Source organism: Celerinatantimonas sediminis (genome assembly GCF_046054195.1).
In the GTDB taxonomy this organism is placed as follows: Bacteria; Pseudomonadota; Gammaproteobacteria; order Enterobacterales; family Celerinatantimonadaceae; genus Celerinatantimonas.
This window is the reverse complement of record NZ_JBEQCS010000011.1, coordinates 45,610-71,785: the sequence shown is the minus strand read 5'-3', so window position 1 is coordinate 71,785 and position 26,176 is coordinate 45,610. Positions and strand designations below refer to the sequence as shown.

Genomic DNA, 26,176 nt, shown 5'->3' with positions numbered 1-26,176 from the left:
ATCTGTATGGTCGTGAATAACACTGAAGATCTTTAGAAAAGGAAGGACACTGTGGATTTAGCTACGCTAGTGGGCCTGTTAGGTAGTTTTGCCTTCGTGTTGATGGCAATGGTAATGGGCGGCGACCTTGGTGCGTTTGTGGACGTTCCATCGATTCTGATTGTGATCTGCGGGTCATTATTCGTGGTCTTAATGAAATACAACCTCGGCCAATTTTTAAGTGCTGCAAAGATTGCAGCCAAAGCATTCTTATTCAAAGCTGATAAACCTAACGAGTTGATTCAAAAATCAGTCGAGTTAGCCGATTCTGCGCGTAAGGGCGGATTTTTGGCATTAGAAGAGGCAGATATTCCCAATGCCTTTATGGCCAAAGGTGTGGGCATGTTGGTCGATGGTTATGATGCTGAAGTGGTGCGTAGTACCTTGAAAAAGGATATTGCATTAGCAATTGAGCGTCACGAAGTCGGTTCTAGTATTTTTAAAGCGATTGGTGATGTTGCCCCGGCGATGGGGATGATTGGTACATTGATCGGGTTGGTGGCGATGCTTTCAAACATGTCGGATCCAAAAGCAATTGGTCCGGCCATGGCTGTGGCACTGTTAACAACCTTGTATGGCGCGATTATGGCCAACATGGTGGCGATTCCGATTGCCAATAAATTGGATCTTCGCTCAGCAGAAGAGGCGTTAAACCGCTCACTAATTGTGGACGCGGTGCTAGGTATTCAGGATGGGCAAAACCCAAGGGTCATTGAAGGCTTGCTGAAAAATTACCTGCAGACTTCTAAACGTGAAGTAGCCGCAGAGTAATAAGGGGGTTTTATGGATGATGACGAGCAAGAGTGCAAATGTCCCCCCGGTCTACCTGCGTGGATGGCTACATTTTCTGATTTAATGTCATTGTTGTTATGCTTTTTCGTATTGCTTTTATCATTTTCAGAAATGGATGTGCTGAAATTTAAGCAGATTGCAGGCTCGATGAAATATGCGTTTGGGGTACAAAATCAGCTCGAAGTGAAAGATATCCCTAAAGGGACCTCGGTGATCGCCATGGACTTTCGTCCTGGTCGCCCAGAGCCAACGCCAATTGAAACCATTATGCAGCAAACCGTTGATATGACGCAAACTGAACTGGATTTTCAAAAAGGTGATGATTCCAAAGCGGGTGGCAATGAGCGAACATCTGGCCAGCAAACCGGTGGGCGTACGCCGCAAACCGATAATCGACCGGTTCCACAGACAACCCAAAGCACCACCGCTCAGAGCGAAGTTGCCAAACGTATCGCCGTGCAGCTTAAAACGGAGATTAAAGAAGGTGCTTTGGAAGTTGAATCACTCGGGCAGCAGATCGTTATTCGAGTACGAGAAAAAGGGTCTTTCCCATCTGGTTCGGCTTTTTTGCAGCCACAATTCCGGCCTATTATTCGTAAAGTTGCCGAAGTCATTAAAGATATTCCAGGGATTGTGACGGTTTCTGGCAATACCGATGACCAACCTGCTGACTCTGAGTTATATCGCTCGAATTGGGATCTCTCCGCGCAGCGAGCCGTGTCGGTGGCGCAAGTGATGATTCAAGTGAAAGGATTTGACCAAAATCGGTTAGTTGTTCGGGGATTGGCGGATACCGATCCGTTGGTGAAAAACGATACACCTGAACATCGCGCCCAAAATCGGCGGGTTGAAATCAGTATTATGCAAGGTAAACCCAAAGAATCCCGGCAGTTGCAAGTCACGCCGCTAAGCGATGACTAAGATTTAGGTGCATTGGCTAAAACGATTATTGATTGGTCAATGCACATACACATTCGACGTTAGGCAGTGTATAATCGGCGCGAATTTTTTAGCGCCGTAACCATCATGAAATTTATTATCAAACTATTCCCTGAAATTACCATTAAAAGCCGACCTGTCCGTCAGCGTTTTAGCAAAATGCTTCAAGGTAATATTCGCAACGTACTGCATCAAATTGATGAAAACATTCGGGTGAGTCGCGATTGGGACCATCTTGTTGTGACCAGCCGTGAACCTGACAAGCGTGATGCGTTAGTTGAAGCGTTAAAATGTACGCCGGGGATTCAGCATTTTCTGGAAGTGAGTAGTTTTGAGTTCACCGACTTGCACAACGCTTATGAGCTAACGCATCAGGTTTGGAAAGACAAACTTGCGGGTAAAACATTTTGTGTTCGCGTGCGCCGCGTGGGTGAACATGATTTTACCTCTGTCGAAGCAGAGCGTTATATCGGTGGCGGACTGAATCAGTTTACGGATGCAGCGGGGGTTAAACTTAAAAATCCAGATGTCACCGTGCGTCTTGAGATTGAAAATCAGCATCTGTATGTTGTGACGCAGCAGCATCAAGGGATTGGTGGTTTTCCCATTGCAACTCAGGAAAGTGTGTTGTCACTTATCTCTGGCGGCTTTGATTCCGGGGTTTCCAGTTATGATTTAATTCGTCGTGGCTCTCGCGTTCACTACTGTTTCTTCAATCTTGGGGGAGCTGCCCATGAGATTGGTGTGAAGCAGATGGCGCATTATTTATGGCAAAAATACGGCTCTTCACATCGAGTAAAATTTGTCACTATTGACTTTGAGCCAGTCGTTGCTGAGATCCTTACCAAAGTGGATGACTCTCAGATGGGCGTGGTGTTAAAACGCATGATGATGCGAGCAGCGGCTAAAGTGGCGCAGCACTACGATATTCCAGCTCTGGTAACAGGTGAAGCGGTCGGGCAGGTTTCCAGCCAGACGTTAACTAACTTGTCGATGATTGACAAAGTGACTGAAACGTTAATCATCCGCCCACTCATTGCTCGTGATAAGCAAGATATCATTGATACGGCTCGTCGTATTGGTACTGCCGATATTGCCGAGACGATGCCAGAATATTGCGGTGTTATCTCTCGCAAGCCAACCGTGAAAGCCATCGAGAGTAAACTACTTATCGAAGAAGCAAACTTTGATGCCAGCGTACTTGAGCGGGTCGTTGAGCAAGCTCGGATGATTGATATTCGTGATATCGGTCGGCAAAGTAGTGCGCAAGTGGTCGAAGTGGATACAGTTAATGAAGTATCTGCTGAACAGATTGTGATTGATATTCGATCCGATGAAGAAACTGAAAACAAACCGCTTGAAATAGATGGCGCGCAGATTTTACATATTCCATTTTTCAAATTGGGAACAAAATTCCCAGAATTGGAACAAGATAAACATTACTTGCTCTATTGCGAGCGCGGTGTAATGAGTAAATTACAGGCCTTGTACCTTAAAGAACAAGGCCACAGTAACGTTGGCGTTTATCGCAACCGCTAATCATCTATCCCTTTAATAGCATTGGCTCGGCGATTTGCCGAGCTAGCTCTTCACTACCGAATTGGGCAAGTAATTCCAGTGCAAGTTCAATAGCAGTTCCGGGTCCTCGACTGGTAATTACACGGTGTTTGTTATCAACAACAACGCGTTGCTCACTGCGATATTTTTCGTTTAAATCGGAAAAGAAATCTGGGTGACACGTTATTGTGGCTTGTGGGCAGATTTGGTGGGAATTTAATACCAATGCGGGCGCTGCACAAATTGCGGCCAGATATTTCGGCGGCTGATAAAACTCTTTAATAAATTCAATAAAGTCTGGTGTGTTACGCATAAACTCGCTTCCGCCAGCACCACCGGGTAGGACCAAAAGCTGGTAATCATCAACGCTCACATCAGCGAGCAGCTTGTCAGCAATGAGCGTTACACCTCGTGAGCAGGTTATTTCAAGCTCATCTCCCACACTCACTAAATCGACAATAAATTCGCCGCGGCGAAGTGTATCAACTAAACAAACTGTTTCTATCTCTTCGCTTCCTGGCGCTAGGGCGACCATGACATTAACCATCAGAACTCTCCTGTCGTTAGATTCTTAACAAGATGCGTATTAAATGGAACATCCAGATTATAACGTTTTGCCATCTCTAGCACATAACCATTAATCATCTTAATTTCCGTTGGCCGGCGATGATAGACATCTTGTGCCATTGATGAATGGTTGCCAGCCGTACGTTTACAAACCTGTTGTACCAACTGTTCTATTTCTCCACAGCTTAATGGTATTTGACAAGCATTTGCAACCTGACTTATTTCATGACACAACTCGCGAATGACCGGTTGATAGCTAGGACTTAGCAGTTCGCCATTTAAGCACTGATCAATTGCTGTTAGCGGGTTAACAACACAGTTGATAGCCAATTTTCGCCACAGAGCAATCTCTATGTTGGGCTCAAAGACAACCTCTGGCAGAGCATTGTTAAGCTCATCAAGCCACGCAGGGGCTCGTTCTAAGTCGTTATTCTTAGGATATCGACCGACAGTGGTAATGCCGCAGCCTCGATGGGTAATCTGATTGTCTTGGCGTTCCACTCCATGGGTCGTTGTTCCTGCCCAGAGCAGGTTTTCAGGATAGTTGGTGAGAATTTGCTGCTGCGGCCCCATTCCATTGTGTAGCGAGAGTAGCTCACAATGTGGGGATAGGTCAATCGTTTGCAGAGCTTCGTGTACCTGATAACTCTTGGTGCAGATTAGCAAAATATCGCAATGTTCACTCGTTTGTTCAATGGGCAAATTGACTTGATACTGAGTTTGATCATCACGATAAGTTAGGTTGCGCTGTGTTTGGCTGTTGGCAAATTTTTTACTCATTACCAACGAAACCGGATATCCGGCATGAGCTAGATGCGCTGCATATAAACCGCCAATAGCTCCATCACCTAAAATTCCCCAACGCATCGTATTCTCCTAAATATTGTGTCCTAAGGATGAGAATAGCAGTTAAGCAATTGCAGTTGGTATTTGTTGTTGATTTATAGAAGATTTGTCACTTCCTTAACAATTATTCTTTGGTGTCAGTGGCTTTACGAATAACTCGGCATGGTGCTCCTAGCGCTAACATGCCCGCGGGTACATCTTTGGTAACCACACTGCCAGCTCCAATGACACATCCTTCTTTAAGCGTAACTCCCGGTAAAATAACACAATTACCGCCAATCCAGACGTTATCTTCAACGGTTATAGGCTCAGCAAAGCCAATGTGTTTGGCTCGTTCCTGCTTATCTAACGGATGGTGCGCGGTGTAAAAGCTGACATGAGGGCCAATAAAAACATGGCTACCAATTTTAACTTCGCAGCAATCAAGCACTGTCCAATCAAAATTAATAAATACGTGATCGCCAAATGAAATATTACAGCCGTAATCAATATGAATCGGTTTTTCGACATGGACATCTTCTCCCACTCGGCCACATAGTTGCCTGAGTAGTTCTTGGCGTTCTAGCTCATCCCGTGGACCTAGCTGATTGATTTTATCTACCAGATCTCTGGTTTTAAATCGAATTTCAACAAGCTCAGGGTCATTAATCCAATACCGTTCACCTTTGACCATGGCATCAAATGCTCGCATATTCATACGCCTTCAACTGCTAACAGAAAAATACATTATCAAAGCGTTCTAAGCGCTATGTCTATGGAGGTATGTGCTATCAAATAGGGTGAATTGGTTAGCGCTTGTCGTTTGTGACTGAGCTCGACAGGTTTAATCTGGCTAATAGCACGATAAGGATAAGAGCGGGAATGCCCAGTATTGCGGTAAAGGTGAAAAAATGATTGTAACCCATCCAGTTTACCAAATACCCAGAAAACCCTGCGATGAATTTAGGAAATAACAACATGATAGAACTGAGTAAAGCATATTGGGTTGCTGAAAATGCGACATTGGTTAAAGAGGATAAATAAGTAATAAACGCGGCGGTGGCTATCCCCGCGCCTAGGTTATCGGCACTTATGACAAGTGTCAGCAAGCCCAGTGATGCGGGTTGCGTTGCCATGTAACTGTAGAGCAAGTTCGTGCCAGCTGTGAGTAGTGCACCGATAAAGAGAATACGCATTGTTCCTAGTCGGTTGACCAAGATACCGCCAATGCCAGTGCCTAGTAGGGTCATAATGACACCAAAGACTTTGGTGATGCTCGCAACTTGCTCTTTGCTAAAACCCATATCGACGTAAAAAGCACTGGCCATGACGCCCATGACGACATCGGCAATCCGATAGACGCTGATAAGCGCTAAAATTAATACAGCCACCCAGCGATAGCGGCGCCAGAAATCAATAAATGGCTCACACAGAGCACTGTAGCTCCAAGCTAAGAACCCCGCGAGTCTAAGAGGCATGCCACGGCGGTGAAACTGACGAACGAGGGTGATGGACGTTAATCCGCGACGGGCCACATTAGGCTCTTTGGCGAAAAGGCAACTTAATATGCCAACGGCCATCAGTCCCGCCATACACAAATAGGTGAGCTGCCAAGCGTGAGCCTGATAACTTTGGGCGGAGCTAAATATAGCTGCCAACCATAAGGCGCCTGCGCCAGAGACGATCATCGCGAGGCGATAGCCCGTCATGTAAGCTGCGGCCATCGCCGCTTGCAGATGCTCGGGAGCCGACTCAATACGAAATGCATCAATGACAATGTCTTGGGTTGCAGCGCTAAATGAAACCACTAAAGCAAATAAACTCACCGCAATGAGTGAATTTTGTGGGTTGAGGGTGGACATGCCAACGAGGCCGATAACGATGCCCGTTTGAGCGAGCAACATCCAACTGCGGCGACGGCCTAAATGCTGACTGAGCCATGGTAATGGCAGACGATCCACCAAAGGAGACCAAAGCCACTTAAGGCCATAAAACAGTGTCACCCAGCTGATAAGCCCGATTTCAGCACGATTCACTCCCGCTTCTCTTAACCAGAATGAAAAAGTGCTGAAAACTAGCAAATAGGGCAGTCCTGATGAAAAGCCAAAGCTTAGCATCAGTAAAACTGGTCGCTGAGTGTACAGTTTTAAACTGTCTGTCCAGCTCTGCTTATTCGTTTGATCCATCAGACTTTAGGATCTTAATCGATTTGATCACCATTGGTTTAACTGGCACATCTTTCATGCCTAGTTTTTCATCAAAATGGGTGGGAGTTTGTGAAATATCCATGACAACATCAAGCCCTTTAGTGACTTGACCAAAAACGGCATAACCGGGTTGACCATCTTGATTATCTAAAAATGTATTGTCATGTACATTGATGTAAAACTGCCGAGTGGCTGAATCTGGGGCACTGGTGCGAGCCATCGCAATGGTGCCGGTAAGATTTGACAGACCATTATTGGATTCATTGGCAATGGGGGCAAACTCACTGAGCTTTTCTCCCTGTTTGTTAAATCCTCCGCCTTGAATCATAAAGTTTTTAATCACTCGATGAAAAATGCTGTCATCATAACTGCCATTTTTTACATATCTCAAAAAGTTTCGGCAAGTTAGAGGCGCTTTTTCACAATTCAGAGCAACATCAAAGTCGCCCTTAGTGGTTACAAACTGCACCGTTTGTGCTTGAACATTTAAACTGGCCAGCGCAAGGGCCAAAGTTAAATAGATAAGTTTCATGATTTATCCTGATCAAGCAATTTGTGGTCGGTTAATAGGCCAGTTAAAACAGCATTGAGTGTTTGATTTAACTGATTCTGCTGCTGACTAATATCAACTTTAAGACTTCCGGTGCTACGGCGACTCGCTGTATATTGGCGAACAACTTTGCGATGTTCTGATTTAAATGTCGCTTTTAAAATCACCTGATCGATAGCGACATAGCTGAGCGTTTTTTGCTCGGCTTGGCTTCTAAGCGCCACAATGTCGATAATCAAGTCGTTTGGCGCATCATCGCTTAAAGTGATGCCGCGATCTTTAAGGTTGGTTTCTACCGCTTTATAGATAGCTTGGCGAACATTATTGGCACTGGTGATAAGCTTGGCTTGCTCTTTACCTTCTTGATGAATCGAAAGTAAAAAACGCTGTGCACGAAGATCATTTACGCTCAAGTGCAAAGTCACCCCAGGCATTGCTCGCGCGCTTCCCGCTGAAGGATTTGGGTCTAAATAAATTTGAGTCGGCTCAGACTCCTTGCCTTGTTTTGATTTTTCTTTTGCTTTGCTCGTACTCGTTGGCTCTTTTTTATGAGTCGTTTCCTGTACTGGGGCACTGGAGTGACTTTGTCCGGGCATACTACAGCCTGATAACAGCAAACTGAAACCAGCAGCCATAATCCAAATGACGGAAATTTTTGACAAAGACATGAGAACCTCAAATATTATTTAGTTGCTATCAGGATAACAAATTTTGCATTGGAAGCGAGGATCTTCACCGTCTGGAAGCTATTTTTTAGCATTGACCAATAAGGTAAATGACGATTCGCTATCACGCAAAGTTGTCCTTTTGGAATTAAACAGCGTTTCGCATCTTTAAACATCGCTCTTGCGATGGCTGTTGAGATGGTTTGCTGCTGATGAAAAGGTGGATTACATAAAACCAGATCGGCAAATTCGTTTGGTTGTTGACTTAGACAGTGATCCGCTAAAACTTGATAGCGTGTTTGTTGGCCTGGATAGTTGCACTCAAGGTTTGTTTTGGTGCTTTCAACTGCCATTAATGATTCATCACAACTGGTAATCTGCGCTTGTGGCCATTGCTCAAGCGCTGCTAGGCTCAAAAGACCATTGCCACAGCCTAAATCGATAATCTGCTTAAATTCGCCTGTAGGTAAGTGTTCTAATAAAAAGCGAGTGCCAATATCGAGTTTGCCAAGGCAAAAAACATTAGCGTGATCGCTTAATTGCCAAGGGTAAGGCGCTGCTTGCCATTTTTTAGGATAAGGACTTGCTGTCGGTTTGTTACTCAGTTGAGTGAAAATCAAGCGAGCTTTGTATTTAGCCAAAGATGTTGAAAGAGGGCCTAAATAGCGCTCGATTAATTTAAAAACGCCTTTATTTAAATATTTGACCATTGCCGCAAGGATAATTGGTTGTCCTGGTTTGGCATGCTCAGAGATATTAGCCAGCTGATGTTCCAGATGCGATAGTGATTTTGGCACTTTCACCAACCAAACCTCACTGTGTTGTTGCACTGCGATACTCGAATGAGTAGCAATTGGGGCTAGTTGATTATCAGCACGGTTTGCTTGAACGCCTTGATGGGCAAGATAGGAGTCACTGTACCAAACTTGTGGGTAGTCACTAAGAGCACAACTGAGAGCACCAAAATCATCATTAAAAATACTGATCGTTTGTGATGGTTCAATGTGTTGGGTGACATGCTCAACCAGCAGCGTATCGGCACCATTGTACCCTTTAAGAGTGTCGTTGCGTTGCTTTGGGTAGCGTGAAATGTGAATGGTTGGGGTGAACTGTTGGTTATCGGTCTGGTGCATCAGGAGCGTCTAAAATTTTTTGCAAATTTTAGCTGAACCTGTTTGATAATGCGAATATAAAAAGCGTGGGAATAAGTAATGAAACAACTCAGTCTCAGTGAGGATCAACCACAGCGGATAGCGCTTAATCACGAAAGTTATCTTCTTATTTATCCAAATTGGTTGCAAGTGCCGTATCAAAGTCTTCATGACAGTATTGCTTGGCAACAACATAGTATTCGCATATTTGGCAGAGAAATTAACGAGCCTCGGTTATCTGCTTGGATTGGTGACCCGCAATGTTCATATCGCTACAGCCAACAGCTGCGTTTGCCAATGCCTTGGAGCGAGCCACTTAGTACTATTCGAGAACAGCTTAATCGCGAATTTGATACTCACTTTAATAGTGTGTTGGCCAATCTCTATCGTGATGGCAATGATGCGATGGGCTGGCATAGTGACGATGAAAAAGAATTAGTAAAAGATGCCTCCATTGCCTCACTGAGTGTGGGCTGTGAAAGACGTTTTTTATTACGCGAAAAGGGCTCTAAAGCTAAAGTTGGTGAATGGGCTTTGGGCCATGGCACTTTGCTCATTATGGCCGCAAAGACTCAGCAATATTATGAACACGCTATAGCTCGGACTAAAAAAGTCGTTGGTGAGCGCATCAATTTAACATTTCGGCAGATCAATATTTCTTCTACTGAGGTAGGGCTCATTCCTGACAAATAAGGGTTCTATATTTATAATGCATTCAATATTCATCTTTGGAGACATTTATGTCTGTTGCGCAACTTCTTGAAAATAAACTGCGTGAGCAATTTGCGATTAGCTACTTGCAGGTTGTAAATGAAAGTCATCGCCACCATGTGCCACGCGGTAGTGAAAGCCACTTTAAAGTGACACTTGTTTCAGAGGCTTTTGCAGACCAAAAATTAATTGCGCGTCATCGGTTAGTCAATGAATGTTTAAAAGAACTTCTTGAAGGGCCAATCCATGCGCTAGCGCTTCATACTTATACCAGTGAAGAGTGGCAAAAACGCCAAGAGCAAACTCCGCAAACACCAAATTGTGTGGGTGGAAAATAATCCTATTTACATCAACTGGACTATTCATTTAATCAGTCTAGACTTAGCAGGGATATCAATCGATTAGATTGTTAATAGGTTGATAGCTGTTTATTATTTAATCATTCTTGGAGTTTGTTAGCGTTAAAACGATAATATGCCCTTAAAATGAATGATTTATAATAGCCGAATGTTGATAATTGATGCTAACATAATGCGGTTTTATAAAAGGTTGTAAGCTAAGTATCGTAATAGCTAACGGCTGTCACGAATTTGTTACCAGCATTAAACAATCACTCATCTTCCGACTCAATTAACTGTGTAAGAGAGTATGATTTCAATAAAAAAAGGATTGGATGTACCAATCACTGGTGCTCCAAAGCAGCAGATTACGGATAAAGTCTCTTGTGCTCACGTTGCTGTTCTTGGCGAAGAATATGTCGGTATGCGTCCGACAATGAAAGTCAAAGTCGGCGATCAAGTTATCCAAGGCGACGTCTTATTTGAAGACAAAAAGAACCCCGGCATTATTTTTACAGCACCAGCTTCAGGAGAAATCGTTGCGATTAACCGTGGTGCCCGGCGTGTTTTACAATCGGTTGTGATTAAGAAAAATGAGCAACCTGGCAAAGACTTCGGTGCCATCACAATGGATCAGTTGGAATCAATTTCTCGGCAACAAATTGTCGATAAACTGGTTCAGTCTGGTCAGTGGAGTGCATTTAAAAGCCGTCCATTTAGCCATATTCCAGCCATTGATGCTAAGCCAGCTGCCATTTTTGTGACAGCAATGGATACCAATCCATTAGCGGCCGATGCAAAACCGATTATTGAGCGTAATGCGAAAGCCTATACCGATGGATTGCTCATTCTTAGTAAATTAACTGAGGGTGAAGTATTTGTCTGTAAAGGCGAGCAATCATTGCCATCGGCTAAGGCTGGCAATATTCGCGAAGAAACCTTTGTCGGCCCGCATCCGGCAGGTCTGGCAGGAACACATATTCACTTCTTAAAACCGGTGAGCCTCGCACGGCGAGTCTGGACGATTAATTATCAGGATGTGATTGCCTTCGGTAAATTGTTTACCACCGGTAAAATTGACGCCGAACGAGTCATTTCGCTAGCTGGCCCAGAGGTTAAAGAGCCGCGCTTAGTTATTACTGAGCTCGGAGCCGCTTTAGATGAAATATGCGAAGGTGAGCTTAAAAGTGAAGATGGCCCACTGCGTATTATCTCTGGCAGCGTTTTGTGCGGGATGACAGCCGAAGGACCTCATGCTTATTTAGGTCGCTATCACCATCAGGTGAGTGTGCTTAAAGAGGGCATCGATAAAGAATTCTTAGGTTGGGCTGTACCGGGAAGTAATAAATTCTCTTTAGCTCGCGTCTTTTCTTCGCATCTTAATCGCGCCAAAAAATTCGCAATGACCACCACAACCGGTGGTAGTGAAAGAGCGATGGTGCCGATTGGTTTATATGAACGGGTGATGCCGCTTGATATCTTAGCAACCATGTTGTTGCGTGATTTGCTAAGTGGCGATACTGATAGTGCTCAGCAACTCGGTTGTCTGGAACTTGAAGAAGAAGATTTGGCCTTATGTTCATTTGTTTGTCCGGGCAAGTACGAGTACGGTCCTGTGCTTCGCCAGTGTTTAGCCAAAATTGAAGCGGAGGGTTAAGCATGAGTCTGAAGCATTATCTTGAGAAAATTGAACCTAATTTCCTACCGGGTGGGAAATATGAAAAATGGTTTGCGTTGTATGAAGCAACGGCAACGTTTTTATATTCTCCTGGGACAGTTACCAAAGGCTTAACTCACGTTCGCGATAATCTTGATCTTAAACGAATGATGATTATCGTTTGGGCAGCGCTGCTTCCAGCATTGTTTTTTGGCATGTATAACGTTGGTGCTCAAGCAAACCATGCGATAGCCGCAGGGATGTCGCCTTTTGCCGATTGGCATACTTGGTTATTGAACCTATTTGGCGTTCCGATGGGAGCTAATGCTGGTTGGGTCGCTAATACGCTCTATGGCGCTTGCTTTGTTGTGCCAATTTATGCCGTTACTTTCATTGTTGGTGGTTTCTGGGAAGTTTTATTTTCAATGGTCAGAAATCACGAGGTGAATGAAGGTTTCTTTGTTACTTCGATTCTGTTCACGATGACATTACCTCCGACTATTCCTTTGTGGGAAGTCGCTTTAGGGGTCACATTCGGCGTTGTGATTGCTAAAGAAGTCTTTGGTGGCACCGGTAAAAACTTCCTTAACCCTGCTCTTGCTGGCCGCGCATTTTTGTTCTTCGCATATCCAATAAATATGTCGGGAGATGCTGTTTGGACAGCTGTTGATGGCTTTTCTGGTGCGACTTCGTTAAGCGTCGCCGCTAACGGTGGGGTATCTGCTCTGGCGCATGCAGGAATCACTTGGCAAGATGCATTTTTTGGCTTCATGCAAGGTTCTGTAGGGGAAACATCTACGTTCTTGTTGCTGCTTGGTGGCTTGGTCATTATGTATACGCGAATCGCTTCATGGCGAATCGTGCTTGGGGTCATTATTGGCATGACGGCCATTAGTACAATGTTTAATCTTATCGGTTCAACTACTAACTATATGTTTGCAGTTCCAGCATATTGGCATTTGGTCATGGGCGGATTTGCTTTAGGCATGTTCTTTATGGCAACAGATCCGGTTTCGGCATCCTTTACGAACAAAGGACGTTGGTGGTATGGCATTTTAATTGGTGCCATGGTGGTCTTTATTCGAGTTGTTAACCCTGCCTTCCCTGAAGGGATGATGCTGGCGATTCTGTTCTCGAACCTATTTGCACCACTGTTTGACCATTTCGTTGTTCAGGCCAATATTAAGCGGAGGATGGCACGTAATGTCGGGTAATGACTCACTAGGAAAAACACTTTCAGTTGTGATTGGTATTAGCCTGATCTGTTCGATTGTGGTCTCAGGAGCTGCAGTTGGGCTCAAAGGAATGCAGGATCACAATAAAAAGGTCAATAAACAGACCAATATTTTGCAGGTTTCAGGTGTTGATTATAAAGGTAAATCAATCACTGATGTGTATGACAAACGGATTGAACCGAAAGTTGTTAACCTCAACACCGGCGAATATGTTCCGACCAGTAAAATTAATCCGGTGACGTTTGATCAACGTGCAGCAGCTGAAGAGCCATCAATGAGCATGGCTTTAAGCCAGGATCAAGATGGCGCAGGGATTAAACGTCGTTCAAATTATGCGACTGTTTATTTAGTGCATGATGATAATGGCAAACTCGATCGGGTAATTTTACCAATTCATGGGCGCGGTTTGTGGTCAATGATGTATGCTTTCTTAGCTGTAGCACCTGATGGCAATACAGTTAAAGGCATTATCTATTATGAACAAGGCGAAACTCCAGGACTTGGTGCGCAGGTTGAAAATCCTGGGTGGCGAGCTGAGTTTCCGGGTAAAAAGCTCTATGATGCTAATTACAAGCCTGCTTTAACCTTGATTAAAGGTGGCGCAAATCCAAATGCACCGTCGCAGGTCGATGCACTTGCGGGGGCGACGTTGACCAGTAATGGTGTCAGAAATACTCTGAAATTCTGGCTAGGCTCTTTGGGTTACTCCAAATATCTGGCCAAATTACGTCAAGGAGAACTGAACAATGGCTAATGCAAAAGAAACCAAAAAGATTCTCTTTGGACCGATTATTGCTAATAACCCGATTACCTTGCAGGTGTTGGGGGTTTGTTCGGCTTTGGCTGTGACCAGTAAAATGCAAAATGCCTTTGTGATGGCAGTTGCATTGACTGTTGTAACAGCATTTTCGAACTTATTTATTTCAATGATTCGTAATCATATCCCATCTAGTGTGCGAATTATTGTGCAGATGGCAATTATTGCTTCGTTAGTTATCGTAGTAGACCAGATTTTACGGGCGGTGGCTTATGATGTGTCCAAACAGTTATCCGTTTATGTTGGTTTGATTATTACCAACTGTATCGTGATGGGACGAGCTGAAGCATATGCGATGAAAAGTCCGCCATGGGACAGTTTCCTTGATGGGATTGGTAATGGTTTAGGCTATGGCGCAATCTTAATGGTGGTCAGCTTCATTCGTGAATTATTAGGGTCAGGTTCTATTTTTGGCTTTAAAATTCTGCCATTGATTTCACAGGGCGGATGGTATCACCCGAACGGCTTGTTATTGCTCCCAGCGAGTGCCTTCTTCGTGATTGGCTTACTGATCTGGGCGATGCGAACCTGGCATCCCGAACAGCAGGAACCCAAGGAGTAATAAACAATGGAACATTTAATCAGTATTTTCGTTAAATCAGTGTTCATTGAAAACATGGCACTGTCGTTTCTGTTGGGGATGTGTACATTTCTGGCTGTATCGAAAAAAGTTAAAACTGCACTGGGTTTAGGGATTGCAGTGACTGTGGTGTTGGGGATCTCTGTTCCAGCTAACCAAGTCATCTATTTTCACCTGTTAGCGCCTGGTGCATTGGCGTGGGCTGGATTGCCTAATGTCGATTTGAGCTTCTTAGGGTTCATCACATTCATCGGCGTGATTGCAGCGTTGGTTCAGATTCTAGAAATGATTCTAGACCGTTATGTTCCAGCACTTTATAACGCACTGGGTATCTACCTGCCTCTGATTACTGTGAACTGTGCAATTTTTGGTGGTGTGTCATTTATGGTTCAACGCCAATACGATTTTGTTGAATCAGTGGTTTATGGCTTTGGTAGTGGCTTCGGTTGGTTGTTAGCAATCGTTGCTTTGGCCGGTATCCGTGAAAAAATGAAGTATTCTGATGTACCAGCTGGTTTGCGTGGCTTGGGGATTACATTCCTGACTGCGGGTCTTATGGCCATGAGTTTTATGTCATTCTCTGGTGTCCAGCTTTAGTTTTAACAAACAAGGATTGAGTCGATGGAAATTGTTCTCGGCGTAGCGATGTTTACCTTGATCGTTCTCGTGCTGGTGGTCCTTATTTTATTCGCCAAATCGAAACTGGTCAGTACAGGTGACGTCAAAATTGAAATTAATGACGATCCAGACAAAATGGTCATTGCCCACCCTGGTACTAAGTTGCTAGGTGCGTTGGCCAATTCAGGTATCTTCGTTTCATCAGCATGTGGTGGTGGCGGTTCCTGTGGTCAGTGTCGTGTTGTCATTAAAGAAGGTGGCGGTGATATTCTGCCAACGGAGCTTGATCATATTAGCAAACGCGAAGCTCGCAAAGGATGCCGCTTGTCTTGTCAGGTAGCGGTTAAAAATGACCTTAAAATTGAGCTACCAGAAGAAGTGTTCGGTATCAAAAAATGGGAATGTGAAGTCATTTCTAATGAAAACCGCGCCACTTTTATTAAAGAGCTAAAACTGCAAATTCCTGATGGTGAAAGCGTCCCATTTAGAGCAGGTGGCTATATTCAAATTGAAGCGCCAGCTTATGATATCGCATTTAAAGATTTCGATATCCCTGAGCGTTTTCGAGATGATTGGGAGCGTTTTAACTTCTTTGATCTAAAAGCTAAAACAGAAGATGAAACAATTCGTGCGTATTCAATGGCTAACTATCCTTTAGAAGAAGGGATTATTATGCTGAACGTGCGTATTGCGACTCCGCCACCAAGAAATCCACATGTGCCACCAGGGCGCATGTCATCTTACATCTTTAGCTTGAAACCAGGCGATAAAGTGACCATTAGTGGCCCATTTGGTGAGTTCTTCGCTAAAGATACCGATGCAGAAATGGTATTTATTGGCGGTGGGGCAGGTATGGCGCCAATGCGTAGTCATATCTTCGACCAACTGCGCCGGTTACATACCAAACGTAAAGTTAGTTTCTGGTATGGCGCTCGTTCAAAACGTGAAATGTTCTATGTTGAAGACTTTGATGAGCTTCAAGAAGAGAACGATAACTTTGAATGGCATGTGGCGTTATCGGATCCAATTCCAGAAGATAACTGGACTGGTAAAACAGGCTTTATTCATAACGTGCTTTATGAAAATTATCTCAAAGATCATGAAGCGCCTGAAGACTGTGAATACTACATGTGTGGTCCGCCAGTGATGAATGCGGCAGTCATTAAGATGTTGCATGATTTAGGTGTTGAAGATGAGAATATTCTTCTCGATGACTTCGGTGGCTAACTTATAGCAACTAATGAATAGCCAGTGACCTGCAGTAATCTGCGTAAAATGTCACTGGCTTTTTTGTATGTGTTTAAGCTGATATTTGCATCTGTCAGGCAGATTGGCGAAAATAAAGGTATCGTCTTGATGAATATTTCATCAGGCAAATTTTTAGTGGTGAATATATGACGTATTTTCTGATCACATTCGCTGTTTTTCTGGTGATCATCGCGGCCATGTCCGTTGGCTATATTATTCAGCGCAAAACTATCTCAGGCAGTTGTGGGGGAATTGCAGCTTTAGGGTTGGAAAAGGTTTGTGATTGTCCTGAGCCATGTGAAAAGCGCAAAGCCAAAATGGCCAAAGAAAAGCGCCTTGCGCAAATTAGAGAAGAAAACCGCATCATCTAAATGGTGACTTTTTACCCATAACTGCTAAAATAGCTGTATATCCATACAGCTATTTTTTTATGCGTAAAATTATCCACGTCGATATGGACTGCTTTTATGCAGCAGTTGAGATGCGAGACAATCCGGCTCTTAAAGAGGTGCCAATTGCAATTGGTGGCTCCAGAGAAACGCGTGGAGTGATTGCTACGTGTAATTATCCTGCACGCCGTTATGGTATCCATTCTGCAATGCCAACTGCTCAGGCCTTAAAATTATGTCCTCATTTGGTTTTAGTTCGAGGCCGGATGGCTCTATATAAAGAGGTTTCTGCACAAATCCGTGAGATCTTTCTCTCTTTTACGCCTTTGGTTGAGCCTCTCTCGCTAGATGAAGCTTATTTAGATGTCACCGATGTTTCATTGTGCCAAGGCAGCGCCACATTAATGGCTGAAGAAATTCGTCGGCAAATATTGGCTAAGACTGCATTAACCGCATCAGCTGGTGTCGCGCCAAATAAATTTCTGGCCAAAATCGCATCAGAGGAAAACAAGCCCGATGGTTTATTTGTAATTGCTCCTGAGCAAGCAAGCCGCTTTGCTCGAGACGTGCAATTAAATAAAATTCCAGGGGTTGGTCCTCGTACTTGGCAACGCTTGCAAGAGTTTGGCTTATTTACCGGTGCCGATGTTTTGGCACATAGTCCTGAACAACTTAGCCAGTGGTTTGGTAAGTTTGGCCCAATTTTACATCAGCGTAGCCAAGGGATTGATGAGCGCAGTGTTGAGCCGACCCGCATTCGAAAATCAATCGGCGTTGAACATACTTATCCCAGTGATTTTGCAACCGCTAGTCAGTGTTTACAGGCGCTGCTTGCTCAGTTACCAGAGCTTAAAGCTCGCCTTGGTAAGCGCAGTTTTAATGGTGTGCAGGTTAAATTGAAGTTTACAGATTTTACCCAAACTACCGTTGCTTGTCGCAGTAGTGATTTGTATGTCAGCGAATTGCAAGCACTTATAGCAAAGGCCTATCAGCGAGGGCGAGGCAAAAAAGTGCGATTAGTTGGATTATCAGTCTCTTTATGTGATGAAAAACATCAGCAGCTCAGCTTGAGCTTTGATCATTAAAAAGAGGGCATCAAGCCCTCTGTCGTTACCAAGCAAAACAATTAGGCATCTTTTTGCGGTATGTTTTTCAATGTCGCCAGTAGTAACTGCCAGTATTTTTCGACAGTGACAATTTCGACTTTTTCATCTGGTGAGTGTGGAAATTTAATCGTTGGTCCAAAAGAAACCATATCCCAGTGAGGATAGGATGTTTTGAACAAACCACATTCAAGTCCTGCGTGAATCACCATAATATTTGGCAGTTCACCATAGAGATTTGAATAAACATCCCGCACTACTTTCATAATTGGCGAGTTCGCATCAGGTTTCCAGCCAGGGTAACCACCGGTGGAATAAATATCAGCTTGTGCCAGAGTAAATAGGGAAGCTAAGACATCTTCAACATGACGACGGTGGCTATCAACTAAAGAGCGGACTAAAAAGTTAATTTTAATCAGACCATCTTCAGTTGTTTCAACAACCCCCATATTAAGAGAAGTTTCAACCACTCCTTTGATCTCATGGCTCATGCTGATGACGCCGTTCGGGCATGCATTGAGTGCCTGAATGAAGCGATTGGCAAAATCTGGTGCAAAGACTTGTTGCACCGCTTCACCGGTTTCAACGCCAATCGTCAGATTGGTTTCAATGGCACCCAGTTCACTTTCTAAAGTTGCCTGGAAGGTATCGATAAATTCTTCCAGCTCACTTAGCTTATCGTTGCCAAGTACAATTGTGCAATGTGCTTCACGAGGAATAGCATTACGCAGGTTCCCACCATTAAAGCTCTCTAGTGAATATTCACTGTGTTTGGCAAGTTCGCTGAGTAACCGTGCTAATAACTTATTCGCGTTGGCGCGACCCGTGTGAATATCTGCACCTGAATGGCCACCTTTAAGGCCTTTAATGCTAATCGTAATTGCTTGACCTGCTGGTGCGTCTTGATAATCGATGGCAAATTTGACGTGAGTGTCACCGCCACCGGCACATCCCATATAAATTTCACCTTCGGTTTCAGAATCGGTGTTGATTAATATTTCACCATCTAACCAACCGGGTTTTAATCCAAATGCGCCATCCATGCCAGCTTCTTCGGTCATGGTTAACAGGGCTTCAAGTGGACCATGGGCAATATGTTCGGCATCAAAAACAGCTAGAATACTTGCTAAACCAATACCGTTATCAGAGCCAAGTGTGGTTCCTTTGGCTTTGACCCATTCGCCATCCACATAGGCTTCAATTGGATCTTTGGCAAAATCGTGTTTGGTGTCGGAATTTGCCTGCGGAACCATATCAAGGTGTGCTTGTAAAATAGCTGCTTTGCGATTTTCCATGCCTTTGGTTGCTGCTTTACGCAGGAAAATGTTACCCGTTTCATCGCGTTTTGCTTCAAGGCCTTTTTCTTTTGCCCAATTCATAATCCATTCGGCTAATGCTTGTTCATGGTATGAAGGATGAGGAATGGAGCAAATTTTCTCAAAAAACTGCCATAGGGGCTGAGGGTTAAGTTCGCTAAGCTTTGTCAAAATAGACCTCTTGATCGATGTTAGATTGCACTGATTCTAACGTCTTTTGCTATGGATGACACTAGGCAGTGGTGATTTTGCTCACGAGGATTCAACTGTATAAAAATGCTTAGTCAACGAATCTCTAAAGTTTCAAGAGTTAACATAGATTTACTGTTATTTAACACGCTGAAAACAACGTTTTTATCAATATAGAAGAAACGGGCGTAATTGATTTGCATAAATAATATACAAAACGATTTAAAACCAGTAATAATGCCTTTACAGCGCTATTTTTAAGGGCCAAAAACTTCAGGGAATCGTTGAATCAGCTCTAGTCAACCTATACGATGGGATTTATAATACCGCGCTTTATATCCCCCTCTTTCTGCCGGTGGTCGGAGTGCCGCCATAACGGTCTAATAATAGGAATAGGAATATGTTAGAAAAATTATTTAAACTTCGTGAGCACAATACTAACGTGCGTACCGAAGTGATCGCCGGGTTAACAACGTTTTTGACGATGGCATACATCATTTTCGTTAACCCATCTGTCCTGAAGGACGCAGGAATGGATCAGGGCTCTGTATTTGTAGCCACCTGTTTAGCCGCAGCAGCTGGTAGCTTCATTATGGGTTTCTGGGCTAATTATCCTATCGCACTGGCACCTGGTATGGGGCTAAACGCGTTCTTTACTTATACTGTTGTCCTTCACATGCACTATAGCTGGAACGTTGCATTAGGCGCAGTTTTCTTATCAGGATGTATTTTCATCGCTCTGAGTCTATTTAAGATTCGAGAATGGGTGATTAACTCAATTCCGCAGAGTTTACGCTTAGGTATCGCTGCTGGGATTGGTTTGTTCCTCGGCTTTATTGCGCTAAAAAATGCCGGCATTGTGGTTAATAACGATGCAACTTTAGTTGGCATGAGCAGTTTAAAAAGCCCTGAAACACTGCTGGCTGCACTCGGCTTTTTCATCATCATCGCGCTTGATGCTCTGAAAATTAAAGGCAGTGTGTTGATCTCTATTTTAGCGATTTCAGTGATCTCATTGTGTTTTGGCATGGTTCAATACCACGGCATTATTTCTGCTCCACCAAGTATTGATAAAACATTCTTGCAGCTGGATATTGCTGGTGCATTTAAAGTATCAATGATCAGTGTGATTTTTGCGTTCCTATTCGTTGATTTGTTTGACACTGCGGGTACTTTAATGGCGGTAGCTCAGCGCGGGAATCTTTTGGATGCAAAAGGTAACTTGCCTCGCTTGAACAAAGCTCTATTAGCTGATTCATCTGCAACTGTTATTGGTACTATCTTTGGTACTTCAAGTACAACTAGCTATATTGAAAGTGGCTCTGGTGTTGAAGCTGGTGGTCGTACTGGTTTAACAGCAGTCGTCGTTGGCTTCTTGTTCATTCTGGCATTATTGTTCTCACCTTTGGCTGAGATGATTCCAGAATACGCAACAGCTGGCGCATTGTTTTATGTTTGTGTGCTGATGGTTTCTAGCCTGTCTCACATTGAGTGGAACGATTTAACAGAAGCGGCTCCTGCAGTTATTGCTGCGATTATGATGCCTCTTGCTTATTCTATCGCTGATGGGATTGCACTTGGTTTTATCTCTTACGCGGTGATCAAACTGCTCAGTGGCCGTTATAAACAAGTTTCTATAAGCGTTTGGTGTTTAGCGGTGATCTTCATCGTTAAATTCGCATTCGGTTAACGCAAAGCAAAAGGTAAGTAAATCTGGGGTCTTTATGACAGATAAATTTCACGTCTCGTGGGAGACGATGCAACGAGACGTAAGAACATTGGCTAAACGGTTGATGCCTGCTACACAGTGGACTGGCATTATTGCTGTGAGTCGCGGTGGGCTTGCACCTGCATCAGTTTTGGCTCGAGAACTGGGAATTCGTTATGTAGATACGGTGTGTATCTCTAGTTACGATCACGATAATCAACGTGACCTGAAAGTTCTTAAAAAAGCTGAAACAGATGGTGAAGGCTTTATTGTTATCGATGATTTAGTGGATACAGGCGGTACTGCTCAAGCAATTCGTCAAATGTACCCTAAAGCGCACTTCGTAACAGTTTACGCTAAACCACAAGGCAAACCCTTAGTCGATGATTTTGTCAGAGAAGTACCTCAGGGCACATGGATTGAGCAGCCTTGGGATATGGCAGAAATTTATGTGAAACCTATTTGTGAGCAAGAATAGGTAAACATTTATTAAGTGTTAAGCTAATAAAGCCATAGCATTGCTATGGCTTTATTGTATCTGTAATTGCCCCGATGTTAGAATAAGCGCTCCTTAGGCGACATTCTGAATATGAGCTATTCTTGGGCTCACATCCATTCAAGGAGGCTTTGTGCTGACACGCTCAGAGCAGTTGTTTCAACAGCAACGCACCGTGGCCGAAACATCCACGCTAGCTAATTCTGCCTTTATTAAAAATATCCATAGCCAACCTAAAAATTTACTGCGAACACATCAAGAACAAAGTCATTGGTATCGAATGATATTGCGCTATGGGTGGTCATTTATGGGACTGTCGGCACTCGATATTGGCGCCATAATGGCGAATATTGCCAGTGCAACCGCACCACGTAGTAATTACCTGCTCGATACCGTGGTTGGCTACCGCCCAGGCTGCTGGTGTTATGAATGGCTGCGCCATAGTGTTAGTTTGGCCTCCAAAGAGCAGTTTTTACCTGCCGCTATGGCAGCTTGCATCGCTGACTATCCGCATCTTCGCCATGATCCATTAGGGGTAAAAGCTCATCCGCTCATGAATAGCTATTATAAAAAAGCGATGAATTTGCGAGATGATGTCGAAAAATTTGAGCAGATTAACATTGAGATTGCAGGCAAAGTTGCGCGAGGCTACCTACATTTACCAACCACGGAGCAGTCTGTTCCCTTGGTGATTGTGCTAGCCGACTGGTCACAACTTTATCCCGAGTGGTTCGCATTGTATCGTGAAGGGTTAGCAAAAGCGGGCATCGCAATGCTGGTGATTGAATTTTTTGGCTCTCATGGGTTAAGTGATTTTGCTTGGCAACAACATTCGGTAAAAGTTTATCAGCGCTTTTTAGAGGCAATGATTGATTCACCATACATTCTAAGTACCCATATAGCATTGCTTGGTTATCGCTTCAGTGTCCCGACTGCTGTTAAACTGGCACAGTTAAATTGTGAAAAAATACATAATGTTATATGTCTTGAGCCAGCTGTTTCTAGCCTTTTTTCTCAAGTTGAAAGCAATCGGCAATTACCACAGATGTTTCGCGATGGATTAGCGAGCTTTTTAGGCTCAGATAGCAGTCAGTGGCCATATGTAGCAGCCCAACTACAGCCGTTTTCACTTAAAGCTCAAGGATTGCTTAAGCGTCGCAGTTGGCCCGGGCAGCTATTAGTGATTTATCATCAATCCAGTTTGCTGGCCAATAAAGATGATATTAAAGAGCTGTCATTAATGGCCGATACAAGTGAACAGGTCGTATTAAAAGGTCCGGATTTTAGTGATCAGCCAGTGAAAGTGGCAGGAAAAGTCGTCCATTGGTTGAAAAATCAATTGAGCTATGGGTAAATAGAAATTCGGGGAATCAAATTCAGCACAGGATGGATATATGAGCACGAGTTGGCCTTCTCATGGAAGATTAATTAGCCGTTTCAATTCTCTTGGCCCTTATCTAAGAAAACCGCTAAGCAGTGAAGAAGAATATTTTTTTGATTGTTTAAGTGAATGCGCTAATACTCGCCTTGAACCGGAAAAACGCGAGTTTTATGGTTGGTGGCTGACTTTAGGTGTCACCGAGCAAGGTTGTTTTGAATATCAATACTGGTATGGTTTTTTTGACCAGCAAGGGCAATGGAGTGAACGCGCGATTCCAGATAAATATAGTGAGTCAGTTAAGAAGACTCTGCTGGATTTCTACGCTAAATTAGCACAAGAAACTAAAAAATTGGAAATTGAGCTTCATCCTTCGCCGAGTCTTGATGCCAGTCAGGTTCTCGCAGCTTAAGGTATAAAAATTTATTACAAAGCGCTGTAAATACAGCGCTTGAATCCGGTACACTAGCTCCCTTCGTTATTTTTAAGTCGTTATTTTCATGTCCAAAGAAACCATTGTTGTCAAATTGGGAACCAGTGTCCTAACTGGAGGAAAAACTCGCTTAGACAGGGCTCACATGATTGAGTTGGTGCGTCAGTGTGCGCATTTGCATCAGCAGGGCCATCGTGTCGTATTGGTCTCCTCTGGTGCGATTGCCGCTGGTCGTGAACTTCTCAAACTAGGGCATGCTAAGTTAAGTATCAGTGAAAAGCAGATGCTGGCAGCAGTGGGACAGAGCCGCTTAATTCGGGTCTGGGAAAATCTTTTTGATCTCTATGAGCTTAAAGTCGGCCAATTGTTATTAACGCGAGCTGATTTAGAGGATAGAGAACGTTATCTTAATGCACGCGATGCGCTCCAAGCGGTACTCGAACATGGCATTATTCCTATTATTAATGAGAATGATGCTGTTGCAACCAATGAAATTAAAGTGGGCGATAACGATAACTTATCAGCAAGGGTTGCCATGCTCGCCGATGCCGATCAATTACTGTTGCTAACCGACCAGCGTGGCTTATTTACCGCTGACCCTCGTAAACACCCTGATGCTCAGTTGATTAAAGAGGTGAAGGTTATTGATGATACCTTGCGCCAGTTAGCGGGCGATAGCGTCAGTGGTTTAGGCACAGGTGGCATGTATACTAAATTACAGGCAGCTGATATTGCGCGCCGAGCTGGCATTAATGTTACGATTGCTGCTGGGCGAGCTGAATTGGTTATTGAGCGCGTGATTAATGGTGAAGAGGTCGGAACACGTTTTCCTGGTTTAGTAAATCCACTAGAGCATCGTAAACAGTGGATCTTGGCAGGCCCTCCTGCTCAGGGCAAAATAACTATCGATGAAGGCGCTTGTCGGGCTGTTTTAGAGCGCGGTTCAAGTTTGTTACCCAAAGGTATTAAAGAAGTCTCCGGTGATTTTCCAAGGGGCGCGGTGTTAAATATCTATAATCCTGAGCAGCAGTTAATTGCTCGTGGACTGAGTCGTTACAAAGCTGAAGATCTTCGTGTATTACAAGGGCATCATTCTGAGCAAATTGAGTCTTTGTTAGGTTATCAGTATGGCGATGTAGCGGTTCATCGCGATGATCTGGTTGTGACACAGCTGGCAAATGATGGAGATATATTTAAATGAATTTAGAAGCAATGGGTCAGAGGGCCAAAGTCGCTGCCAGTGTATTGATGAAACTTGGCAATCAGCAGAAAAACCAAGTGTTAATGCAGATTTCTGATGCGCTTAAAGCCAATGCTGAGAAAATTGTTAGTGCTAATCAGCAAGATTTAGACAATGCTCGCACGCAGGGCATGAGTGATGCGATGCTTGATCGCTTGGCGCTTAATGAAGCGCGATTGATGGCAATTGCTGAAGATGTTTGCCATGTTACTCAGCTTGCTGATCCTGTTGGTAGCGAACTTGAAAGCCGGGTTTTAGATAATGGCATGCGCTTAAGTCGTCGCCGCGTTCCGCTTGGCGTTGTCGGCGTGATTTATGAAGCGCGGCCGAATGTGACGATTGATATTGCATCGTTGTGTCTTAAAACAGGAAATGCGGCGATTTTGCGTGGCGGTAAAGAGACACTACGCACGAATTTGGTGATTGTTGAGGTGATTCAGCAAGCACTCGCTCAGGCTCAGTTACCTAAAGAATGTATTCAATATATTGATGATCCTGCTCGTGAACGGGTTAGTGAATTTTTGCGCATGGATAAATATGTCGACATGATTATCCCCCGAGGTGGCGAAGGTTTACATCGAATGTGTCGCGAAAATAGCACTATTCCAGTCATTATTGGCGGGTTTGGAATTAGTCACATTTTTGTTGATGCAAGTGCTAATCAGCAAAAATCGCTGGATGTGATTGAAAATTCAAAAACTTCTCGACCATCGACCTGTAACTCTCTAGATACGTTGTTAGTCGATGCGGCCATTGCGCCTGAGTTTTTGCCAAAACTGGCGCAGCGGATGAATCAAGCTGGTGTGCAATTAGTGGCAGAAGCTAAAGCGTTGGAATTTTTGCAAAGCGCAAAAGGCGTGCGTAAAGCCGATGAACAAAGTGATTTTGATACCGAATGGCTATCTTTGGTTTTATCGGTCAAAGTCATTGCGGATATTGATGAAGCGCTAAACCATATGCGAGAACATAACGCGAGCCATTCCGATGCTATTTTAACTGAGTCACTTAATCATGCGCAGCGCTTTATGAATGAGGTGGACTCGGCAGCTGTTTATGTGAACGCATCGACTCGCTTTACCGATGGTGGTCAGTTTGGTTTAGGGGCTGAAGTGGCCGTGTCGACCCAAAAACTGCATGCTCGCGGGCCAATGGGACTTGATGCACTAACTAGCTATAAATGGATTGGGGTAGGGGATTATCTCATTCGAAATTAGCGATAACTTCTCTCTTATTTATTGAAAAGCCATGGTTAAAGCCATGGCTTTTTTGCTTGATGGCTCATTCATTAGCCTTATTTACTTTCATTTTATCTTATTGCTCCTAGTTTTTTTAAACCCATTTTTATCTTTTAATCCAATGCATTACTTGCGTGTTATTCGAAAATTTATTCATTTGTTGTGTCGTTTATTAACATTTGGCCATTTTTTG

Annotated in this window: 27 protein-coding genes; 19 read left to right on the top strand and 8 right to left on the bottom strand. The window is 43.8% G+C overall.

From position 1 onward, the window contains the following. The first annotated feature begins 51 nt into the window (after window positions 1-51). The 3 genes from pomA to thiI all read left to right on the top strand — a co-directional run bounded on the left by pomA (window position 52) and on the right by thiI (window position 3,309). A complete protein-coding gene (pomA, locus tag ABTQ23_RS13405; RefSeq protein WP_408616245.1) occupies window positions 52-810 on the top strand; it encodes a flagellar motor protein PomA in 759 nt (252 codons plus the stop codon). Window positions 811-822: 12 nt separating this feature from the next. Continuing rightward, on the top strand, window positions 823-1,752 hold the full coding sequence (locus tag ABTQ23_RS13400; RefSeq protein WP_408616244.1) for a flagellar motor protein MotB: 930 nt from the start codon (window positions 823-825) through the stop codon (window positions 1,750-1,752). Window positions 1,753-1,857: 105 nt separating this feature from the next. Continuing rightward, on the top strand, window positions 1,858-3,309 hold the full coding sequence (gene thiI / locus ABTQ23_RS13395; RefSeq protein WP_408616243.1) for a tRNA uracil 4-sulfurtransferase ThiI: 1,452 nt from the start codon (window positions 1,858-1,860) through the stop codon (window positions 3,307-3,309). A gap of 4 nt (window positions 3,310-3,313) precedes the next feature. Here the strand turns inward: thiI and ABTQ23_RS13390 are convergent, their stop codons facing one another. The 7 genes from ABTQ23_RS13390 to ABTQ23_RS13360 all read right to left on the bottom strand — a co-directional run bounded on the left by ABTQ23_RS13390 (window position 3,314) and on the right by ABTQ23_RS13360 (window position 9,274). Next, window positions 3,314-3,874, bottom strand: coding sequence for a DJ-1 family glyoxalase III (locus ABTQ23_RS13390; protein WP_408616242.1), 561 nt, complete (start codon window positions 3,872-3,874; stop codon window positions 3,314-3,316). After that, the gene (locus ABTQ23_RS13385; protein WP_408616241.1) at window positions 3,874-4,761 is read right to left on the bottom strand and encodes a ketopantoate reductase family protein; all 888 of its coding nucleotides are present in this window, start codon (window positions 4,759-4,761) and stop codon (window positions 3,874-3,876) included. The genes ABTQ23_RS13390 and ABTQ23_RS13385 overlap by 1 nt, the downstream gene beginning before the upstream one ends. Window positions 4,762-4,864: 103 nt before the next feature. Next, window positions 4,865-5,431, bottom strand: coding sequence for a sugar O-acetyltransferase (locus ABTQ23_RS13380; protein ID WP_408616240.1), 567 nt, complete (start codon window positions 5,429-5,431; stop codon window positions 4,865-4,867). A gap of 97 nt (window positions 5,432-5,528) precedes the next feature. Beyond that, a complete protein-coding gene (locus tag ABTQ23_RS13375) occupies window positions 5,529-6,905 on the bottom strand; it encodes an AmpG family muropeptide MFS transporter (protein WP_408616239.1) in 1,377 nt (458 codons plus the stop codon). Further along, window positions 6,889-7,458 (bottom strand): peptidylprolyl isomerase, encoded by a 570-nt coding sequence (locus tag ABTQ23_RS13370; RefSeq protein ID WP_408616238.1) that lies wholly within the window; start codon window positions 7,456-7,458, stop codon window positions 6,889-6,891. The genes ABTQ23_RS13375 and ABTQ23_RS13370 overlap by 17 nt, the downstream gene beginning before the upstream one ends. Continuing rightward, on the bottom strand, window positions 7,455-8,144 hold the full coding sequence (locus ABTQ23_RS13365; RefSeq protein WP_408616237.1) for a YajG family lipoprotein: 690 nt from the start codon (window positions 8,142-8,144) through the stop codon (window positions 7,455-7,457). Before ABTQ23_RS13365 ends, ABTQ23_RS13370 begins: the two co-directional genes overlap by 4 nt. Before the next feature lie 14 nt (window positions 8,145-8,158). Next, on the bottom strand, window positions 8,159-9,274 hold the full coding sequence (locus tag ABTQ23_RS13360; RefSeq protein WP_408616236.1) for a methyltransferase: 1,116 nt from the start codon (window positions 9,272-9,274) through the stop codon (window positions 8,159-8,161). Between the two features lie 78 nt (window positions 9,275-9,352). On the opposite strand from ABTQ23_RS13360, the gene ABTQ23_RS13355 reads away from it, so the two are divergent. The 10 genes from ABTQ23_RS13355 to dinB all read left to right on the top strand — a co-directional run bounded on the left by ABTQ23_RS13355 (window position 9,353) and on the right by dinB (window position 17,970). After that, entirely contained in the window at window positions 9,353-9,985 is a 633-nt protein-coding gene (locus ABTQ23_RS13355; protein WP_408616235.1) for an alpha-ketoglutarate-dependent dioxygenase AlkB family protein, read from the top strand. Window positions 9,986-10,032: 47 nt separating this feature from the next. Beyond that, entirely contained in the window at window positions 10,033-10,341 is a 309-nt protein-coding gene (locus tag ABTQ23_RS13350; RefSeq protein ID WP_408616234.1) for a BolA family protein, read from the top strand. 310 nt (window positions 10,342-10,651) lie between these two features. After that, window positions 10,652-11,998: a Na(+)-translocating NADH-quinone reductase subunit A gene (locus ABTQ23_RS13345; RefSeq protein WP_408616233.1), complete on the top strand. Its 1,347-nt coding sequence runs from the start codon at window positions 10,652-10,654 to the stop codon at window positions 11,996-11,998. Window positions 11,999-12,000: 2 nt separating this feature from the next. Continuing rightward, window positions 12,001-13,212, top strand: coding sequence for an NADH:ubiquinone reductase (Na(+)-transporting) subunit B (locus ABTQ23_RS13340; protein ID WP_408616232.1), 1,212 nt, complete (start codon window positions 12,001-12,003; stop codon window positions 13,210-13,212). After that, entirely contained in the window at window positions 13,202-13,987 is a 786-nt protein-coding gene (locus tag ABTQ23_RS13335) for a Na(+)-translocating NADH-quinone reductase subunit C (RefSeq protein ID WP_408616231.1), read from the top strand. Before ABTQ23_RS13340 ends, ABTQ23_RS13335 begins: the two co-directional genes overlap by 11 nt. Next, entirely contained in the window at window positions 13,980-14,612 is a 633-nt protein-coding gene (locus ABTQ23_RS13330; RefSeq protein WP_408616230.1) for an NADH:ubiquinone reductase (Na(+)-transporting) subunit D, read from the top strand. Before ABTQ23_RS13335 ends, ABTQ23_RS13330 begins: the two co-directional genes overlap by 8 nt. Window positions 14,613-14,618: 6 nt before the next feature. Then, the gene (gene nqrE, locus ABTQ23_RS13325) at window positions 14,619-15,227 is read left to right on the top strand and encodes an NADH:ubiquinone reductase (Na(+)-transporting) subunit E (RefSeq protein WP_408616229.1); all 609 of its coding nucleotides are present in this window, start codon (window positions 14,619-14,621) and stop codon (window positions 15,225-15,227) included. Between the two features lie 24 nt (window positions 15,228-15,251). Continuing rightward, window positions 15,252-16,475, top strand: coding sequence for an NADH:ubiquinone reductase (Na(+)-transporting) subunit F (gene nqrF / locus ABTQ23_RS13320; protein ID WP_408616228.1), 1,224 nt, complete (start codon window positions 15,252-15,254; stop codon window positions 16,473-16,475). Between the two features lie 167 nt (window positions 16,476-16,642). Further along, on the top strand, window positions 16,643-16,867 hold the full coding sequence (gene nqrM, locus ABTQ23_RS13315; RefSeq protein WP_408616227.1) for a (Na+)-NQR maturation NqrM: 225 nt from the start codon (window positions 16,643-16,645) through the stop codon (window positions 16,865-16,867). A 59-nt stretch (window positions 16,868-16,926) separates the two neighbouring features. Next, entirely contained in the window at window positions 16,927-17,970 is a 1,044-nt protein-coding gene (gene dinB, locus ABTQ23_RS13310) for a DNA polymerase IV (protein WP_408616226.1), read from the top strand. A gap of 41 nt (window positions 17,971-18,011) precedes the next feature. On the opposite strand, the gene ABTQ23_RS13305 is transcribed toward dinB, so the two are convergent. After that, the gene (locus ABTQ23_RS13305; RefSeq protein ID WP_408616225.1) at window positions 18,012-19,475 is read right to left on the bottom strand and encodes an aminoacyl-histidine dipeptidase; all 1,464 of its coding nucleotides are present in this window, start codon (window positions 19,473-19,475) and stop codon (window positions 18,012-18,014) included. 418 nt (window positions 19,476-19,893) lie between these two features. Between ABTQ23_RS13305 and ABTQ23_RS13300 the strand changes: the two genes are divergently transcribed. From ABTQ23_RS13300 to ABTQ23_RS13275, 6 genes are all read left to right on the top strand, one after another. Next, window positions 19,894-21,183 carry an NCS2 family permease gene (locus ABTQ23_RS13300; RefSeq protein ID WP_408616224.1) on the top strand — a complete coding sequence of 430 codons (1,290 nt, stop codon included), beginning with the start codon at window positions 19,894-19,896 and terminating at the stop codon, window positions 21,181-21,183. Window positions 21,184-21,217: 34 nt separating this feature from the next. Next, window positions 21,218-21,679 carry a xanthine phosphoribosyltransferase gene (gpt, locus tag ABTQ23_RS13295; protein WP_408616223.1) on the top strand — a complete coding sequence of 154 codons (462 nt, stop codon included), beginning with the start codon at window positions 21,218-21,220 and terminating at the stop codon, window positions 21,677-21,679. A 151-nt stretch (window positions 21,680-21,830) separates the two neighbouring features. Continuing rightward, window positions 21,831-23,051, top strand: a complete 1,221-nt coding sequence (locus tag ABTQ23_RS13290; protein ID WP_408616222.1) for an alpha/beta hydrolase — start codon at window positions 21,831-21,833, stop codon at window positions 23,049-23,051. A 40-nt stretch (window positions 23,052-23,091) separates the two neighbouring features. Then, the gene (gene crl / locus ABTQ23_RS13285; RefSeq protein WP_408616221.1) at window positions 23,092-23,487 is read left to right on the top strand and encodes a sigma factor-binding protein Crl; all 396 of its coding nucleotides are present in this window, start codon (window positions 23,092-23,094) and stop codon (window positions 23,485-23,487) included. A gap of 88 nt (window positions 23,488-23,575) precedes the next feature. Continuing rightward, a complete protein-coding gene (proB, locus tag ABTQ23_RS13280) occupies window positions 23,576-24,709 on the top strand; it encodes a glutamate 5-kinase (protein ID WP_408616220.1) in 1,134 nt (377 codons plus the stop codon). Further along, on the top strand, window positions 24,706-25,962 hold the full coding sequence (locus ABTQ23_RS13275; RefSeq protein ID WP_408616219.1) for a glutamate-5-semialdehyde dehydrogenase: 1,257 nt from the start codon (window positions 24,706-24,708) through the stop codon (window positions 25,960-25,962). The genes proB and ABTQ23_RS13275 overlap by 4 nt, the downstream gene beginning before the upstream one ends. Window positions 25,963-26,176 lie beyond the last annotated feature (214 nt).

Excerpts from the sequence above, each read along its gene's own strand:
- ABTQ23_RS13340 (WP_408616232.1), top strand. The coding sequence starts at position 12,001 with ATGAGTCTGAAGCATTATCTTGAGAAAATTGAACCTAATTTCCTACCG.
- gpt (WP_408616223.1), top strand. The coding sequence starts at position 21,218 with ATGACAGATAAATTTCACGTCTCGTGGGAGACGATGCAACGAGACGTA.
- ABTQ23_RS13360 (WP_408616236.1), bottom strand. The coding sequence starts at position 9,274 with ATGCACCAGACCGATAACCAACAGTTCACCCCAACCATTCACATTTCA.
- ABTQ23_RS13300 (WP_408616224.1), top strand. The coding sequence starts at position 19,894 with ATGTTAGAAAAATTATTTAAACTTCGTGAGCACAATACTAACGTGCGT.
- ABTQ23_RS13385 (WP_408616241.1), bottom strand. The coding sequence starts at position 4,761 with ATGCGTTGGGGAATTTTAGGTGATGGAGCTATTGGCGGTTTATATGCA.
- ABTQ23_RS13375 (WP_408616239.1), bottom strand. The coding sequence starts at position 6,905 with ATGGATCAAACGAATAAGCAGAGCTGGACAGACAGTTTAAAACTGTAC.
- ABTQ23_RS13365 (WP_408616237.1), bottom strand. The coding sequence starts at position 8,144 with ATGTCTTTGTCAAAAATTTCCGTCATTTGGATTATGGCTGCTGGTTTC.
- ABTQ23_RS13355 (WP_408616235.1), top strand. The coding sequence starts at position 9,353 with ATGAAACAACTCAGTCTCAGTGAGGATCAACCACAGCGGATAGCGCTT.
- nqrF (WP_408616228.1), top strand. The coding sequence starts at position 15,252 with ATGGAAATTGTTCTCGGCGTAGCGATGTTTACCTTGATCGTTCTCGTG.
- ABTQ23_RS13345 (WP_408616233.1), top strand. The coding sequence starts at position 10,652 with ATGATTTCAATAAAAAAAGGATTGGATGTACCAATCACTGGTGCTCCA.
- nqrE (WP_408616229.1), top strand. The coding sequence starts at position 14,619 with ATGGAACATTTAATCAGTATTTTCGTTAAATCAGTGTTCATTGAAAAC.
- ABTQ23_RS13370 (WP_408616238.1), bottom strand. The coding sequence starts at position 7,458 with ATGAAACTTATCTATTTAACTTTGGCCCTTGCGCTGGCCAGTTTAAAT.
- ABTQ23_RS13330 (WP_408616230.1), top strand. The coding sequence starts at position 13,980 with ATGGCTAATGCAAAAGAAACCAAAAAGATTCTCTTTGGACCGATTATT.
- thiI (WP_408616243.1), top strand. The coding sequence starts at position 1,858 with ATGAAATTTATTATCAAACTATTCCCTGAAATTACCATTAAAAGCCGA.
- ABTQ23_RS13350 (WP_408616234.1), top strand. The coding sequence starts at position 10,033 with ATGTCTGTTGCGCAACTTCTTGAAAATAAACTGCGTGAGCAATTTGCG.
- dinB (WP_408616226.1), top strand. The coding sequence starts at position 16,927 with ATGCGTAAAATTATCCACGTCGATATGGACTGCTTTTATGCAGCAGTT.
- ABTQ23_RS13390 (WP_408616242.1), bottom strand. The coding sequence starts at position 3,874 with ATGGTTAATGTCATGGTCGCCCTAGCGCCAGGAAGCGAAGAGATAGAA.
- crl (WP_408616221.1), top strand. The coding sequence starts at position 23,092 with ATGAGCACGAGTTGGCCTTCTCATGGAAGATTAATTAGCCGTTTCAAT.
- ABTQ23_RS13400 (WP_408616244.1), top strand. The coding sequence starts at position 823 with ATGGATGATGACGAGCAAGAGTGCAAATGTCCCCCCGGTCTACCTGCG.
- proB (WP_408616220.1), top strand. The coding sequence starts at position 23,576 with ATGTCCAAAGAAACCATTGTTGTCAAATTGGGAACCAGTGTCCTAACT.
- ABTQ23_RS13335 (WP_408616231.1), top strand. The coding sequence starts at position 13,202 with ATGTCGGGTAATGACTCACTAGGAAAAACACTTTCAGTTGTGATTGGT.
- ABTQ23_RS13380 (WP_408616240.1), bottom strand. The coding sequence starts at position 5,431 with ATGCGAGCATTTGATGCCATGGTCAAAGGTGAACGGTATTGGATTAAT.
- ABTQ23_RS13275 (WP_408616219.1), top strand. The coding sequence starts at position 24,706 with ATGAATTTAGAAGCAATGGGTCAGAGGGCCAAAGTCGCTGCCAGTGTA.
- nqrM (WP_408616227.1), top strand. The coding sequence starts at position 16,643 with ATGACGTATTTTCTGATCACATTCGCTGTTTTTCTGGTGATCATCGCG.